The organism is Saccharibacillus endophyticus, from assembly GCF_013185185.1.
In the GTDB taxonomy this organism is placed as follows: domain Bacteria; phylum Bacillota; class Bacilli; order Paenibacillales; family Paenibacillaceae; genus Saccharibacillus; species Saccharibacillus endophyticus.
Window position 1 is genome coordinate 524,729 of sequence record NZ_JAAZWE010000005.1, and the last position, 16,646, is coordinate 541,374.

Below are 16,646 nucleotides of genomic sequence, written 5' to 3' on the forward strand. Positions count from 1 at the left end.
CGTTAAAATCCTCCCGGCTTTTTAGATCGCATCATATAACCGAGTCCCCGCCGGGTCAGGATATATTCCGGCTTGCTCGGATCGTCTTCGATCTTTTCGCGCAGACGACGGATCGTCACGTCGACCGTGCGCACGTCGCCGAAATATTCGAAGCCCCAGACTGCCTGCAGCAGATGCTCGCGCGTCATGACTTTGCCCGCGTTTTTCGCCATATAGTAAACGAGTTCGTATTCGCGGTGAGTCAGATCGAGCTGCTCGCCGTTTTTGTACACCATATACATATCCGTATCGATAAAAAGAGCATCTACCGTCAGTCCTTGCCGTTTCGGCGCTTCCGCCGTCATGCCCGGGCCGCCTGCTCCGGCATACAGCGGCGCGCCCGGCTGGTGCCTGCGCATCTGGGCTTTGACCCGGGCCAGCAGCTCGCGCGTGCTAAACGGCTTGGTCACGTAATCGTCCGCGCCCAGCTCAAGGCCGAGCACTTTATCGATCTCGCCGTCTTTGGCGGTGAGCATGATGATCGGAACCGGCAGCTTGGCGCGCACTTCGCGGCACACGTCCATGCCGTCTTTGCCCGGCAGCATCAGGTCCAGCAGGATCAGGTCGGGCTGCTCGCTCAGCGCAAGTTCGACGGCGGTAATGCCGTCGAACGCGCAGGTAACTTGGTAGCCTTCTTTTTCAAGATTGAATTTCAATATATCCGCAATCGGCTGTTCATCGTCGACAACCAGGATTTTACCCTGCATTTTCTTTCAGCCCCCCTGCTTTGATTCTTCGTTATTTTACCATAGGAGACGGGAAAAAGCGCCGACGGAAAAGGTTCCGGGGGCGCGGGACGTCTTAAATATTCATTTAAAACCAGAAGGCGGGGCGGCTCCGGGGGAAGTCCGTTACGGTCGCGTGTTGTATTTGGGAAGCTTTGATTAGACTCAGAAGGAAGCTTCCCAAATACAAAGGCGAACACTATCGTTCCTTCACGGACTTCCCCCTCCGCCTGTAGCCTTCGGAAATGAACCTTCAAGACATAAAGGCGCCGCCGGAAAATGCCGGCGGCGCTTTATTTTAGAGAGAAGAAGATCAAGGGATATGAACAGCCTCGTCGAATCGATAGGACTCGGCTATTCATATCTTTTAGTGATGCTTACTATTTAATTTCATGGTATTTCTTCATTTCTCGTTTAAGATCACGATCAGCCTGGAATATCTGCATCCGATGTGTTCTCGCCTTTCGAGTTAAGGCAAGTAAGACAAAGGATTTTGAGGGGAACCGCCTTTGCGGATCTCGAAGTGCAGGTGCGTGCCGGTGGAGCGGCCGGTGTTGCCCATGACGCCGATCGATTGGCCGCGGGAGACGGATTGGCCGCTGCTTACGCCGATGCTGCTCAGGTGGCCGTAGCGGGTCTCGTAGCCGTCGCCGTGGCTGATGATGACGATATTGCCGTAGCCGTTCATTTGTCCGGCATAGGTAACGGTGCCTGGGGCGGAGGCCATGATGGTGGAAGGGCCTGTCAGGTCGATGCCGGCATGCAGCTTGCCCCAACGGGTTCCGAACGTGCTGGAGATCGAAGCGCCGCTGACGGGCCAGCTGAAGCCGCTGCCGCTCGACGTGACTTCCTCTTGATTGGAACTTGAAGAATCGTCGGACGAGCTGGACGAGGAAGACTCCGAAGAGGACTCTGAAGACTCGCTGCTTTCTTCCGTCGATTCAACCGAAGCTGTCGATACGGCTTCTTCGACCTGCTCTTCAATCACGGGCTTTTCTTCGACGATAACCTTTGTTCCTTTAACAATAATGATCGGAGCCGAACGGCGTACGACTTCTTGGCCGATCCATTCTTCGCGCACGATCTCGCCGTTTTTTTTGGTCAAGCGGTAATCGACGCGTTTGGAGCCGCTTTTGCCTTGGGAAGCGACGATGCGTTTGCCTGAGGCCAGCTCGGAGTTATGGCGAATAACCATTTCCGGAGCGGTCGGGATCAGTTCGGATACGGACTCGACCGTCGTGACGTTCATCATCGGATCAGGCAGGGTAATGCGCAGCACTTCGCCGATCTGCAGCGTGAACTCTTTGATATCCGAATTATTGGCGTAGATCTCGTCTTGCGTGATACCGAACTTCGCCGCGATCGAACTGACGCTGTCGCCTTCGACAACCGTGTACGTAATCGGATCTTTTTTGCCGATCGTCAGAAGCTTGTAAGCCTCGTCTTCGCTCAAAATGCGCGTAGGCGACGTTTTGGTCTCCGCGTACGTGATCTTGTCGTTGATCTTGATTGAATTCAGCTTGGACGTCGAACCGTCGCTCGAAGCCGCACTTCCTGTGGAAGCCAGCTTTTTGGTCGCCGTTCCGTCCGTTTGCGTGCCTTCTTCGATATAGGAGTTTTTCGCTTTTTCAACCAGCTTTTTCGCCGTGGCTTCGTCTTTGACGATTCCGACGACTTCGCCGTTCACGACCAGTTCCGCGCCGGTAGCGTAAGCTTTGATCGTGCCGTCCAGTTTGCCCAACGTCGCTTCGGTATCGGGCACGATTTTGTAGCCCTGCATTTCTTCCGCGCGGATGCTTGCCGTATACAGCTTCATGTCCGCTCCCGGGTACTTTTTGGAGAACTCCTGCTGCTTCTTGTCGATCAGCTCGTCGAGTTCGGTTTTGTCGGCGATCGTTCCGATCACGGCGTCCCCGGAGTACACGGTATAGTAGGTGTACGTATTCGCTTCTACGTATTTGAATCCGCCGAAGGTCAGTCCGCCTGCGAGCACAACCCCGCCGACGATCCCCGCTGCCCAGCGACGAGTCCTTTTCGATTTTCCCCCAACCACGACGATTTTGCTTTCCTGCTGCATTTCCGACTTCTCGGAAGCTGCCGCCTCGCCCTGGCCTTTATTGTTCGAACTATTCATGATCTTCTCCTTTAAATGGCAAGCTTACTGATTTATTGCGCATCTTCAACATTGCTCTCAAATAGTGTCAAAATTTTAACCTTTTCAAAACCTTTGTCTACTGTACCACAGCCGGCGTCGATAGTTCAACTTTGCTAAACAGCAAAAAACCCGCGCCGGGCGCGGGTTTGGAGGTTTCTAACCAACTTTTTTCATAAGACGATTCAAGTGGTTAGGCTATCTTGCTGCTTTATACGTAGATCGGCAGGACCGGATTCGTTTGCTCGCGGTTGCGGCCGACGGAGAAGATCGCGATCGGAATGCCTGTCAGTTCGCTTACGCGGTTGACGTAATTACGAGTGGTTTCCGGAAGGTCTTCCAGCGTTTTCGCACCCGTGATATCCTCGCTCCAACCCGGCATTTCTTCGTATACCGCTTCGCATTCCGCCAGCTGCTTCAGGCTTGCCGGATAGTGCGAAATGATCTCGCCGCGGAACTTGTAGCCTGTGCAGATTTTAACCGTGTCCAGGCCTGTCAGCACGTCGAGCGAGTTCAGGGACAGACCCGTGATGCCGCTGACGCGTCTTGCGTGACGAACGACGACTGTATCGAACCAGCCTACGCGGCGCGGACGGCCGGTAACGGTACCGTACTCGTGGCCCGTTTCGCGAATCGTATCGCCAATTGCATCATGCAGCTCGGTCGGGAAAGGACCGTCGCCGACGCGCGTCGTATAAGCTTTTGCTACGCCGATCACTTGGTTGATCCGCGCCGGGCCTACGCCCGAGCCGATGCACACGCCGCCCGCGGACGGGTTGGACGAAGTCACGAACGGATATGTGCCTTGGTCGATATCGAGCATCACGCCTTGCGCGCCTTCGAACAGTACTTTTTTATCTTCGTCGATATATTCGTTCAGGACAACCGAAGTATCGCATACGTAAGGACGCAGGATTTCGGCATATTCCAGATAGTTTTTAAGGATTTCTTCAACGTCGACTTTGCCGCCGCCGTAGACTTGCTCGATGATATGGTTCTTTTCTTTTACCAAATGGCGCAGTTTCAATTCGAACTCTTCCGCGTCCATCAGGTCCGCCATGCGGATACCGATCCGAGCGGCTTTGTCCATGTAACAAGGGCCGATGCCTTTGCCTGTCGTGCCGATCTTGTTCGGGCCTTTGCGCTCTTCTTCCAACGCGTCCAGCACCATGTGGTAAGGCATGATGATATGCGCGCGATCGCTGATGGACAGGTTTTTCGTCGTAAAATCGTTATCGTGAATATAATTGATTTCCTCGATCAGCGCTTTCGGGTTGATGACCATCCCGTTGCCGATGACGCAGGCTTTGTCCGTGTAGAAAATGCCCGACGGAATCATGGTTAATTTGTATTTTTTGCCTTCGATCAAGATGGTGTGGCCCGCGTTGTTACCGCCTTGGTAACGAGCGACAACGTCGGCGCCTTCCGCCAAATAATCCGTAATCTTGCCTTTTCCTTCGTCTCCCCACTGCGTTCCCACTACGACTACTGTTGACATTTTTCATTCCTCCGTGGGTGCCTTTGCACCTTTGTATTGGTCGTCCGTCCTCTATCCCGGCAGGAATTTCGTCAGTGGAAAATACCAGCAGAGAAGCGTGCTAACGGACGAGCGGAGACGGCCTTTTCGCGCTTTTTCTTGCCCTGTTGTGGTCCGTGAAAAAGGGAAAAACGCTCCTTATGCTGCTTTAACGCAGCAGTAATAGTGTACCAGCCCGTTTTTTCAAAGTCAAATAAATGACGAACAAATCAGTGAGGATGTAAATTTAATGTTCGGAAAAAGGAGGGTGGGAGGCGCTGCGGGAGAGTTCTGTGTCGGGCGCTGTCTCAACCGGGAAATTTCTGATTGAATTAAAAAGGAGATTCCCGGTTTCAAAGGCTTCCTCTACAGAACTCTCCCTCCGCTGGGGGTTTCCTCGGCATTAAATAGCGGGAAAGGGAAAATAGAACAAGAGCGAGCTTTTTCTTTTTTCGTTTCCACAAAAAGGTTTAAATTGGGATTTCAAAGGTTAAATTAGGCTTGACTTCCCTGAAGGGCATACAGCATGAAAAATACAGCGAGGAGAAGGTGAAAAGTATGATCAAGCTGGTAGTTAAAATGTTGGCGAACGCGGTTGTGGTCGTCGGCTTGACGATGTGGTTCGGAGACGCGAGCTTTCTGAGCGCTTTGCTCGTCGCTCTCTTTCTCGGCGCCGTCGCTTACGTACTTGGCGATATGACGATTCTGCCTGCCGCCGGCAACACCGCAGCCACGGTCGGCGATGCGGCCTTGACCTATCTTGTTTTGTGGGGCGCTTCTTCGATGCTCGGCTGGAACATCTCGTATTTCGATATTTTCGTGATCGCGTTTATCGTCGGCATTTTCGAATTCTTTTTCCATATCTGGCTGCTCCAAGACGGCATTCCCGGCCGCAAAGACAACAACGGCCATGCTCGTTTCCCCGCTCAGCGTTAAGCGGGGAGACGATGTTGATCTCTTTGGAGTTTGATGTCTTTAGAAATGCAACTTTTACTTTTTAGCGCACAGCGAAAAGGCACCGGACGATTTATGTCCGGTGCCTTTTCCTATCCTACTCCACTTTGAATCCGCTGGGTTTGATGGCTTCAAAGTGTCGACAAAGCGCAACGTAGCTGGAAGCGAGAAGACGGAGAGAGAAATTCAGTTCAAGACGCCTTTGAACTCGGAAAATCCCTTATTCAAATCCCATCCATTTTCCGAGTGAGACAGCGGCTTGAACGAATTTCTCTCGCAGTCTTCTCGCTTCCCCCGCACACGTAACTTTCGAGGGCAACGTGAGGCCGTAGAAGTTACCCGGCGAACGAGTCATGCGCCCGCTCATAATTGACGAACTTATTGAAGTTCTTCAAAAACACCAGCTCGACCGTGCCTACCGGCCCGTTACGCTGTTTGGCGATGATGATCTCGATGATGTTCTTTTTTTCCGTATCGGCGTTGTAGTAATCGTCCCGGTACAAGAACGCGACGATGTCGGCATCCTGCTCGATCGAGCCGGATTCCCGAAGGTCGGACATCATCGGGCGTTTGTCTTGACGCTGCTCAACGCCCCGGCTGAGCTGGGAGAGCGCGATAACCGGAACTTCCAGTTCCCGCGCAATTTGTTTCAACGTACGCGAGATATCGGAGACTTCCTGCTGACGGTTCTCGCCCGCTTTGCCGCGGCCTTGAATCAGTTGCAAGTAGTCGATGACGATCATGCCGAGTCCGCGTTCCTTTTTGAGTCGGCGGCATTTGGAGCGAATATCCGCTACCGTGATGCCCGGCGTATCGTCGATATAAATCTCGGCTTCCGACAAGGATGCGATCCCCATCGTCAGCTTGGTCCAGTCTTCGTCGTTTTTGAATTCGCCTGTACGCATGATACTCGCGTCCAAGTTGGCTTCGGCGCAGATCATCCGTTGAACGAGCTGAGCCGCCGACATTTCCAGACTGAAAATAGCGACCGTTTCGCCGGCGCGAACCGAGACGTTTTGCGCGACGTTCAGCGCAAACGCGGTCTTGCCGACGGAAGGACGCGCAGCCAGAATGATCAAGTCGTTGCGTTGGAATCCGGCCGTCATGCCGTCCAGATCGACGAATCCCGACGGAATGCCCGTGGTTCCGGTATTGCCCGCGGTCTGACTCAAAATTTCGATACGGTCGAATACTTCCATCAACACGTCGCGTATGGCGATAAAACCGCCGCTTGAGCGGCGGTTCGAAATTTCGAGGATTTTGCGCTCGGCGTCGCTCAGCATCGCGCCGACGTCTTCGCCGCCGGTATAGCCTTCGCTGACGATTTGCGTCGCGGTGCGAATGAGTCTGCGCAGCATCGCTTTTTCCTCGATCATTTGCGCATAATACTCAACGTTGGCGGCCGTCGGAACGCCGTGCGCCAGCTTGGCCAAGTAACTGACCCCGCCGAGATCTTCCAGCTGTCCTTTATCCTTGAGCAGCGAGGTCAGCGTCACCAGATCGATCGGCTGACTCTCTTCCCCGAGCTGGACCATAGCCTCGAATATCATCTGGTGCGACTTGTCGTAGAAATCGTCGGCCGTGATCTTTTCCATGACGGTGATTAGTGCCTCGGCCTGAAGCAGCACCGCGCCGAGCACGGCCTGCTCCGCTTCCAGATTTTGCGGCGGAATCCGATCGAAAAAGAGATCCTCGCTCATCTTATTCCTCCGAAACCTGAACCTTGAGCGTCGCTTTGACGTCCTTATGAAGTTTGACCGGTACTTGAGTCACGCCGAGCGTGCGAATCGGCTCTTCCAGTTCGATTTTTCGTTTGTCGACTTTGAAGCCTTGCTTGGACAATGCTTCGCCGATCTGCTTGCTTGTGATCGCGCCGAACAGACGGCCGCCTTCGCCGGATTTGGCTTTGATTTGCACCGTGACTTCTTCCAGCTTTTTGCCGAGGTCTACCGCTTCTTGCTTTTCGTTTTCTTTGCGCTTTTCTTCTGCCGCATGCTGATTTTCAAGCGTCTTCACATTGCCGTCGGTAGCAGGCTTTGCCACTCCGTTTTTAAACAGGAAGTTCTGTGCGTATCCTTCCGATACTTCCTTCACGTCGCCTTTTTTGCCTTGACCTTTAACGTCTTTCAGAAAAATTACTTTCATTCGAATAGCCCCTCTTCCTTTTCGATATCTTCAAGCACGGCCATCAGCTTTTTCTCAGCCTCGCGCGGAGAAATATCAAGCTGTACCGCCGCGTTGGTCAAATGCCCGCCGCCGCCCAGGCGTTCCATCACGACCTGTACGTTGATTTTGCCGAACGAGCGGGCACTTATGGCGGTCAGTCCGTCAGGACGGCTGCCGATGACGAACGACGCGTTCACGTCCGTCATGTTGAGCAGCGTATCGGCCGCCTGCGCGATCAACAGCTGCGGGAACTGCCGACCCTCGTCGGTGACGGCGATCGCGACCCCGCCCATCACGACGCGAGCGTTTTTGATAATGTCTGCTTTCGAGATGTACTCGCTCAAATCCTCTTTCAGCATGCGCTGAACAAGAATCGTATCCGCGCCGCTTCGGCGCAAGAAGCCCGCGGCTTCGAACGTGCGGGAACCGGTATGCAGCGTAAAATGTTTGGTGTCCATCGTAATGCCGGCTAACAATGTGGTGGCTTCCAGAGGAGTTAACGTCATGTTGTCGTGAATATATTGCAGCAGCTCCGTGACCAATTCGCTGGCGGAAGAAGCATACGGCTCCAAATACACGATCACCGCTTCGTTAATGAATTCCTCGCTGCGGCGATGATGGTCGATGACCACGACTTGCTTCGCCTTTTGCACAAGCTTGGGTTCGATCGTCAGCGACTGCTTGTGCGTATCGACCACGACAAGCAGCGTTCGTTCGGTCATCTGCGCCAATGCTTCTTCCCGGCCGACGAAACGATCGGCCAGCGTTAAGTCGGCGCGGATACGCTCCATCATTTTGCTGATCGACGGGTTATCTCCGTCCAGCACGATGCTCGCTTCGACCTCCAGACGATCCGCGGCTTTAAGCATGCCGATCGCGGCGCCGATCACGTCCATGTCCGGATTTTGATGCCCCATGATCAGCACCCGATCGCTGCGTTTCATCAGATCGCGAAGCGCATGGGCGATAACCCGTGCCCGCACGCGAGTCCGTTTCTCCACCGCGTTGGATCGGCCGCCGTAGAACGAGAGACGCTGTCCAACCTTGACCGCAGCCTGATCCCCGCCGCGTCCCAGCGCCATATCCAGACTGGATTGCGCCAAAGCCCCGAGTTCGCCGATCTTTTCGTTGCCGCAAGCCAGTCCTATGCTGAGCGTCATCGGAACCTTCAAATCGCTTGTCGCTTCGCGTACTTCATCCAAAATGACAAAACGGCTGTTTTCCAGCTTTTCGAGTGCCGCCTGGTTCAGCAGCATCATGTAACGCTCGCTGGACAGACGTCGCAAATACACATCATACTGGCGTGCCCACCCGTTGATCAAGCTGGTTGCGCGAGCAATCGTCAATGTACGCTGTTGATCGTCCATCCCCTGAAAAGCTTCATCGAGGTTATCGAACAACAGGATGCCGATCGCCAAACTTTCTTTTTCGTAACGTTCGCGCAGCTCCGCCATTTCGGTCATTTTTTGCAGATAGATCAATCGTTCTTCCGGGTACACGCGAACGTCGTAGGTCTCTTTGCCAACCTCGATCTCCGCCCGTACCAGACTAAGCGGTTCTTTGGATCCGTCTTTTTTATCCCGGGTCAGCGGAGGGAGTCCGGGCAGCAATTCGACCAGAGGAACCCCGACCACGCTGTCCGTTTGAAACAACTGGGCGACTTGGCGGTTATGCCACTCGATCGTACGCTCGGCATCATACAGCAGCAAGCCGAACGGCAAGCGACTCGTAATTTCGCCTTCAATGCTATTCACGCGGTAGGAGAGCGTCGTGGTGTATTCGGCCAGTTCATGCCTGAATTTCATCTCTGCCCGAAGCATGACGAATATGACGACAAAAACCAAACACAACGCAAGCAAGCCGATCGGCCAGTTATACGCGGTGACAAATGCCGTTAGCGTCAGCAGCAGCAGAAACGCCCAAACGGTCCGGTAACCGTACCAGCGTTTCAACAAAAAGTTTGGCATGGTTTCCTCACCCTATCGTTTCGGTCTTGTAATGAACTCACGCAGCGGGAAGGCCAGGTCGATAATCCCGATAATGCGCATTGGCGGGAAAATGACCGTCACGATCGCCATCAGGACACTAATCGCCCGATGCCATTTTTTGACGTGTCCGATAAAGAACCAGAATCCGATCGCCTGAATGATAAAGCAGAATTGCAGCAAAGGAAGCAGATTGACCGCGGCCATTTTCCAGAATCCGTCTGCCTGATCGTAAGTCACCATGTCCACGATCAACACGACAAAGTAATAGAAAATCAGCGCGCGCGGAAGCTTCCACTCATGGGCGGCACGAAGTTTGGGAACGGCCACGCCCATCGAAGACAAAGTCGGACGAACGATGGCATGCGTGACGACCGCCAGCACGAACGAACTCACGACCATTCCCAGAGGAATCATCATGACCGTTTGGTTAGCCAGCGCGAAAATGAAATCCGGATTCCACTGATCGCTGCTGATCATCGGACTCATCTCTGCGACAACCAACAGCGGATCGAACGTCTGATGCACGAAATCGCTCACGTAATCGGACAGGTTAAAACCGAAAATCAATTTTCCTGCGGCAAGCATGACTAAGAGCAGACCGAGCAATGTGCCCATCCCGTACATAATCGTCTGAAGGGCGGGAGCACGTTTCTTGTACAGATGCCCCATCACGATACCGACAATCAAAAAATAACCGGCCAATATAAGCGTAACGGGTGCCAATGATCCGGACAGTATGCCGAGAATCGCCAATACGGGCACGATGTGCAGCCAAAATACGTTTACGCGCAGCGAGGCATAAAGTACGGCTACCGGAACGATCATAACCAGCAGCGTGATCGCGGACAGCGGCGTTAACAGCGACAGCAGGACCAGCAGGTACAAGATCGCCCACATCGCCGAAGACAAACGCAATTTCAAGTAGATTCACCTCTTGTGCGGATATGAAAGTTTAACATTCATTATAGCATATTCGTAGCGGCGCCCGATACCGAGCGAGCTCCGCGTTACGTGCTTTGCGATTCCACGTTTTGTCTCGGAACGAAGCCTGCGCAGTATTCGATAATTTGGCTGCGGCGCACGATTCCGATAAAACGGCCCCGATCGTCGACGACCGGAACGAAGTTTTGCGTTTTGGACAGGTTGATCAGGTCCGCCATGTCCGATTCGATCGAGACGGGCTTATTATTCATCCGAAGCGGAAGTTCTTTGAGCATGAAACGTGAAGCGTTCTCAAAAGTAATGCGGCCTTCGGAACGTTTCATATGCCAAAGGATATCCCCTTCGGTCACCGTTCCGGCATATTGGCCTTCTTTATCGATGATCGGAATTGCGGTGTACTGATGGTGCTCCATGCGCTCAATCACTTGACGAAGCGTCGCATCAAGCGTCACAAACGCGACTTCATGCTTGGGAAGCAGGAAAAAAGCAATATTCATAACGGATTTCTCCTTCTTTATTACGTTGTCTTCGCGATCGCAAGCGGCAGCTCGCACTCAAGCAACGCACTATTGGTAAACACGTCGGCGGACGGACATTCTTCTGTTCATCACCCGGAAAATAGAACCTTCAATCCGGTGAGCCTCATTTCTATTATAGCTTAAACTATTCCATTGACCATGTTCAAAACGCAGGTTTATGCTTCGAATAAATTCGTTACTGCAATAACAATGAGCGGGAAAATAAAAATAGCGACCGAATGATCGGTCGCTCAACGTATCGAGAAAGTCCAACGTAGCTGGAAGACAGAAAGCGGAGAAAGAAATTTAGTGAAAAACGCCTTTGAACTCGGAAAAATTCCTTGTTTAAATCTAATTCAACTTTCCGAGTGAGACAGCGTTTTGAACGAATTTCTTTTGGAGCTTTCTGGCTTCTCGCGCACGTGTAACTTTCTCCGCAGCCTGAGCAACCGAATAATCGGTCGCTGGTTTTATTTTCCCTGATCATACAAGCTTCAACCAAGAAGTTGCACGTTCCGCGAACGAACCGGACCTCGCATATCCGTAATCAAGCAGACGTCCGGCAGCCTGGAAACTTTTCTCCCGGCTATCTGCTCCCAAAATGACGACGATCAATCGATGTCCGTCGCGCTGCGCCGTACCGGCCACCGAGTACCCTTCTTTTTCCGAGCCGTAAACCTTCAGCCCGTCCATTCCGCGATAAGCATGAGGCCCTGCAAATTCCGGCAGCATCGCGTTGGTATTCATCATATAAATGCCTCGCGAGCTAATCTCGGTCTGAGCGACCGACGACATCCGCAGCACTTCGGGATGCTCCTCGATCAAAGCCCGGCATAATACGGCTGCATCTTTGGCGGTCATTCGACTGCCGTTCGGCAAGCTGTCATCTGTCGGAAGCGCAGACGCGTCGGCAGCCTCGCCCGGCTTAAACAATGCGGATGACGACATGCCGATTCGGCGTGCCTTTTCGTTCATCATCCAGGCAAAAGACTCTTCCGAGCCGCCCGTATAACGTGCCAGCACCTTCTCCGCTTCACTGGACGACGAAACGGCAAGCCCCATAAACAACTCATTCAACGGAATCTGATCATCGGCTCTTAACGAAATTCCGCCTTTGCCGGAATTAGGCTTAACCGATGCTTGAGATACCTTTTCGTCACCGCCGACGCGCACTGAATCTTCCCAATCCACATGACCGCCGCGAACCGCATCCAGCACCAGCCATTCGGTCATGAGTTGTGCCATTGCCGGAGCAGCCACTACCCGATCTCCTTCGGCTTGCCACAATATTTCTCCCGTCTGCGCATCGATCAGAACGGCTGCCGTCGCTTCGACTTTCGGACGACTGGCCAGCAACTGTTGAGGAATCAGCAGCAATAAGACGGCGATGACGACCAATATGCTCTTTTTCCAAATGCCCCCGTTCTTCAAATCGATCCGCTCCTTTCGTTCATTACTCTTATAGACGCACGAAAATTGATTTTAGTCTACAAAAAGTAAAAAAAATTTAACTATTTTATGAATTTTCTTTTTTTCGCATGATTCTTTCATAAAAGAAGTAACCAATCTATATGCGGAATGCACCATAAAGAAAGAACAAAACGACGATCAAAACGAAAAAAGCCGAGAATCGAACGTATTGTTCGATTCTCGGCTTTATGAAAAGAAGAGCACTGAATTCTTTTAAGCAAAATGGCAGGCTACAAAATGCTCATTGCCTACGTTGCGGTACTCCGGCACCTGCTCTTTGCAAATGTCCGAAGCCATCGGGCAGCGGGTATGGAACTTGCAGCCGGAAGGCGGATTGGCCGGGCTCGGAATATCGCCTTGAAGCACGATTCGTTCGCGCTTCAGGGTCGGGTCCGGAACCGGAATCGCCGACATGAGCGCTTTTGTATAAGGATGCAGCGGATTGCTGAACAGTTCGTCCGTCGGCGCCATCTCCATCATCGTGCCGAGATACATCACGCCTACCCGATTGCACAAATGCTCGACGACGCTGAGATCGTGAGAAATGAACAGATAGGTCAGCTGCTTCTCGCTTTGCAGATCGCTGAGCAAGTTGATGATTTGAGCCTGAATCGATACGTCGAGCGCGGATACCGGTTCATCGGCGACGATGAATTCCGGATTCATGATCAAGGCGCGCGCGATTCCGATCCGTTGACGCTGACCGCCGGAGAACTCGTGCGGGAAACGGTCATAGTGATAATCGGCCAAGCCGCAAATTTTCATCGTTTCGATCACGCGTTCTTTAACGTCTTTTCGACTGACCAAGCCGTGATCGAGCAGAGCCTCGCCGATCGCTTCGCCGACCTTGATCCGCGGGTTGAGCGAACTGAACGGATCTTGGAACACGATCTGCATCTTGGTACGAATTTTACGCAGGTCGCTTTTGGACATTTTGTGCATATCTTTACCTTCAAAATACACTTTTCCGTCCGTTTTGTCGTTCAGTCGAAGCAAAGTGCGACCGATGGTACTTTTGCCGCAACCCGATTCGCCAACCAGACCGAAAGACTCGCCTTTATTGATCGTGAAGGATACGCCGTCGACTGCTTTTACATCGCCAACTCGACGTTGAAATACGCCGCCTGTGATCGGAAAGTACTTTTTGAGATCTTCCACCTGAATGAGGGGTTCGCCGGTACCGCCGACATATGACTTTTCCAAAGGAGCTGCCGATTCGCTCATTGCGCTTTCCCCTCCTCTTCATACAACCAGCAAGCCGTTTTATGCCCATCGATATGTGCACGCAAAGGCGGAGCTTTCGTTTTGCAAATTTCCATACAGAACTCGCAGCGATCATGGAAATGACAATTTTCGCCCAAGTCTACCGGATTCGGTACTTGACCCGGGATCGAATACAATCGTTCTTTACGCTGATTGATGACCGGTTTTGCTTTGAGCAATCCTTGCGTATACGGATGACGAGGCTCTCGGAACAATTCGAGTACCGAAGCTTCTTCGATCACTTTGCCCGCATACATGACGACGACGAAGTCTGCCATTTCCGCGACGACGCCAAGGTCATGCGTAATCATCATGATTGCTGTATTGCGTTTTGTTTTGATATCGCGCATCAAATCGAGAATTTGTGCCTGAATCGTAACGTCGAGCGCAGTCGTCGGTTCGTCAGCGATCAGCAGCTTCGGATCGCAGCTTAACGCGATCGCGATCATGATCCGCTGACGCATGCCGCCGCTCAGCTCATGCGGGTACGAATGGAAGATTTTTTCCGGACGCGGAATGCCAACCATCGTAATCAATTCGATCGCGCGAGCTTTTGCTTCTTTTTGCGTCATATTCAAATGATAGAGCAGCGGTTCCGTGATCTGTTTACCAATCGTAAATACCGGATTCAGTGAAGACATCGGTTCTTGGAAGATCATCGCGATTTCTTTGCCGCGCAATCGGCTCATGTCTTTTTTGCTTAGCTTGAGCAGGTCTTTGCCTTCAAAAAAGATTTCTCCGCCAACGATTTTGCCGGGAGGAGATTCGATCAATTGCATCAGCGACATCGCGGTTACGCTTTTTCCGCAGCCGGACTCGCCGACGACACAAAGCGTTTCGCCTTCTCGAATCGAGAAGCTGACGTCGTTGACGGCTTTGACAGTACCTGCGGACGTTTTAAAATGGGTCTCCAGGTTTCGGAATGCGACTAATTCTTTTGCCATTTCGTCTCTCCTACTTCTTCATTATTTGCGGATCTTATCGGCTTTTCATCTTCGGATCGAGCGCGTCACGCAGGCCGTCTCCGATCAAGTTGATCGCCGTTACGGTAACGAGGATACATACGCCGGGCGGAATCCAGATCCATGGACGTTTGCGGAAATCAATCAGATTGTTAGCCGCATTGATCATATTGCCCCATGAAGGAGTCGGAGGTACGACGCCTAGACCCAAGAAGCTCAATGCCGATTCGGTCAAGATTGCACCCGCTACGCCAAGCGTCGCGGATACGATGATAATCGGAACCGTATTCGGGAGCAAGTGACGGAAAATTTTACGCGAATCGCGCAGTCCGAGTGCTTCTGTCGCTTGCATAAATTCTTGTTCGCGAAGCGTCAGAATTTGGCTTCGCACAAGGCGTGCCAATCCAACCCAACCTAATATCCCGATGATCAACATCAAGAAGTAAATTCGCTTAGACGGTTCGATCTTAAGGTCAGACAAAATCGCGCCAAGGGTAATCAAGATCGGCAGAGTAGGCAGTGCCAAAAAGATATCGGCAATCCGCATAATGATCGTATCGGCGAAGCGGCGGTAAAAACCGGCGACGGCTCCAAGCGTCGCGCCGATAACTACGGAAATCGCCGTAGCCACAAGCCCTACGGTCAACGAGATTCGTCCTGCCAACATCACCCGCAGCAAAACGTCACGGCCCAGCTTATCGGTACCGAGCCAATATTGGGCATTCGGCGCCAGATTTTTGTCTTTTATATTCGTTTGATTCAGTTCGTAAGGCGAGAACAAAGGGCCAAACGCGCAAATGATCGCCATAATGAACAAAATGATAAGCCCGATTAAAGCCAAGCGGTTTTTGGCAAAACGACGAATTGCAATTCTCCACGGAGACTCGGCTTTTACTATTTTGAGCTGCTCTTGCAGCTGCTCGGTTCGGTTTAGCGACGGCTGTTCCACTATGAATCTCCCTCCTACTTAAGACGAATTCTCGGATCGGCAACCCCATACAATACATCGGAAATCAGGTTTCCGAGAAGCGTCAGTACCGCCAAAAACATCGTGAATCCGAGCATCAACGGATAATCGCGCAAATTGAGCGAAGCCAGATAAATCTGACCGATACCCGGCCAGTTAAACACCCGCTCCAAGATCATCGCGCCGCCGAAAAGACCCGGCAGTTCGAAACCCAACAATGTAATCGCCGGAAGCAACGCGTTACGGAACGCGTGTTTAAAAATAACGGTACGTTCTTTCAGGCCTTTCGCACGCGCGGTACGAATATAGTCTTGACGAATGACTTCAAGCATACCGGTACGGAAATAACGAGTTAATCCGCCTACGGAAAGAGTCGTCATGACCACGACAGGCATAAACATATGCAAGCCGACGTCTTTGATGTACGCCCAGCCGGTGGCATTCAGTCCGGCTGTCGTCATCCCCCCGGTCGGCAATAATTTCATATCCAATGCAAAATATTTAATCGCAAGCAGACCGATAAAGAAAGACGGAAGCGACATTAACAAGAACACGAGCAACGTAACGACTTTGTCGAAAAAGGAATATTGGAACTGTGCGGAAAATACCCCGACAAAAGCCGCGATGATCCAACTAAAGACAAAACTGAAAAAGGCAATAATAAACGAGTTCCATACATAAGTGTTAATGACTTTAGTAACCGGCATCTGATGCTGAAGCGATTGACCCAAATCACCGACCAACATATTTTTTGCCCAAACAAAGTACTGCTGAACAGGCGGCAGATCCAGACCGTAAAGAGCGCGCAGTTGAGCAATTCTTTCTGCGGTCAAATTCGGATTTTGCGTAGCCGTGATGTAGTCTCCCGGAACCAACTGAGAAATAGCAAAAACAATGATCGAAATACCGATCAAAGTCGGGATCATCTGTAGCAAACGCCGGATGATGTACTGACTCATTGACACGTCTCCTTCTGGCATATAA

14 protein-coding genes are annotated in these 16,646 nt (G+C 52.0%); 1 reads left to right on the top strand and 13 read right to left on the bottom strand.

Annotation, left to right across the window (positions count from 1 at the left end):
• Window positions 1–2 precede the first annotated feature (2 nt).
• From yycF to HRQ63_RS19640, 3 genes are all read right to left on the bottom strand, one after another.
• Entirely contained in the window at window positions 3–746 is a 744-nt protein-coding gene (yycF, locus tag HRQ63_RS19630) for a response regulator YycF (protein WP_172246853.1), read from the bottom strand.
• A gap of 487 nt (window positions 747–1,233) precedes the next feature.
• Entirely contained in the window at window positions 1,234–2,898 is a 1,665-nt protein-coding gene (locus HRQ63_RS19635) for a M23 family metallopeptidase (RefSeq protein WP_172246854.1), read from the bottom strand.
• Between the two features lie 229 nt (window positions 2,899–3,127).
• A complete protein-coding gene (locus HRQ63_RS19640) occupies window positions 3,128–4,414 on the bottom strand; it encodes an adenylosuccinate synthase (protein WP_172246855.1) in 1,287 nt (428 codons plus the stop codon).
• A 576-nt stretch (window positions 4,415–4,990) separates the two neighbouring features.
• Between HRQ63_RS19640 and HRQ63_RS19645 the strand changes: the two genes are divergently transcribed.
• Window positions 4,991–5,368 carry a DUF2512 family protein gene (locus HRQ63_RS19645; protein WP_172246856.1) on the top strand — a complete coding sequence of 126 codons (378 nt, stop codon included), beginning with the start codon at window positions 4,991–4,993 and terminating at the stop codon, window positions 5,366–5,368.
• Window positions 5,369–5,721: 353 nt separating this feature from the next.
• On the opposite strand, the gene dnaB is transcribed toward HRQ63_RS19645, so the two are convergent.
• The 10 genes from dnaB to HRQ63_RS19695 form a co-directional block, all read right to left on the bottom strand.
• Complete coding sequence (dnaB, locus tag HRQ63_RS19650; RefSeq protein ID WP_037286152.1) at window positions 5,722–7,086, bottom strand: replicative DNA helicase; 1,365 nt, start codon at window positions 7,084–7,086, stop codon at window positions 5,722–5,724.
• Between the two features lies 1 nt (window position 7,087).
• Window positions 7,088–7,531: a 50S ribosomal protein L9 gene (gene rplI / locus HRQ63_RS19655; protein ID WP_037286150.1), complete on the bottom strand. Its 444-nt coding sequence runs from the start codon at window positions 7,529–7,531 to the stop codon at window positions 7,088–7,090.
• A complete protein-coding gene (locus HRQ63_RS19660; protein WP_172246857.1) occupies window positions 7,528–9,519 on the bottom strand; it encodes a DHH family phosphoesterase in 1,992 nt (663 codons plus the stop codon). The genes rplI and HRQ63_RS19660 overlap by 4 nt, the downstream gene beginning before the upstream one ends.
• 12 nt (window positions 9,520–9,531) lie before the next feature.
• Complete coding sequence (locus tag HRQ63_RS19665) at window positions 9,532–10,461, bottom strand: DUF2232 domain-containing protein (protein WP_172246858.1); 930 nt, start codon at window positions 10,459–10,461, stop codon at window positions 9,532–9,534.
• 86 nt (window positions 10,462–10,547) lie between these two features.
• Complete coding sequence (locus HRQ63_RS19670) at window positions 10,548–10,979, bottom strand: CBS domain-containing protein (protein ID WP_172246859.1); 432 nt, start codon at window positions 10,977–10,979, stop codon at window positions 10,548–10,550.
• A gap of 504 nt (window positions 10,980–11,483) precedes the next feature.
• Complete coding sequence (locus tag HRQ63_RS19675) at window positions 11,484–12,431, bottom strand: D-alanyl-D-alanine carboxypeptidase family protein (protein ID WP_172246860.1); 948 nt, start codon at window positions 12,429–12,431, stop codon at window positions 11,484–11,486.
• Window positions 12,432–12,683: 252 nt separating this feature from the next.
• Window positions 12,684–13,694, bottom strand: a complete 1,011-nt coding sequence (locus HRQ63_RS19680; protein WP_172246861.1) for an ABC transporter ATP-binding protein — start codon at window positions 13,692–13,694, stop codon at window positions 12,684–12,686.
• A complete protein-coding gene (locus HRQ63_RS19685) occupies window positions 13,691–14,677 on the bottom strand; it encodes an ABC transporter ATP-binding protein (protein ID WP_172246862.1) in 987 nt (328 codons plus the stop codon). Before HRQ63_RS19685 ends, HRQ63_RS19680 begins: the two co-directional genes overlap by 4 nt.
• Before the next feature lie 34 nt (window positions 14,678–14,711).
• A complete protein-coding gene (opp4C, locus tag HRQ63_RS19690) occupies window positions 14,712–15,611 on the bottom strand; it encodes an oligopeptide ABC transporter permease (protein ID WP_216674008.1) in 900 nt (299 codons plus the stop codon).
• 47 nt (window positions 15,612–15,658) lie between these two features.
• Complete coding sequence (locus HRQ63_RS19695; RefSeq protein WP_172246864.1) at window positions 15,659–16,621, bottom strand: ABC transporter permease; 963 nt, start codon at window positions 16,619–16,621, stop codon at window positions 15,659–15,661.
• Window positions 16,622–16,646: the final 25 nt, after the last annotated feature.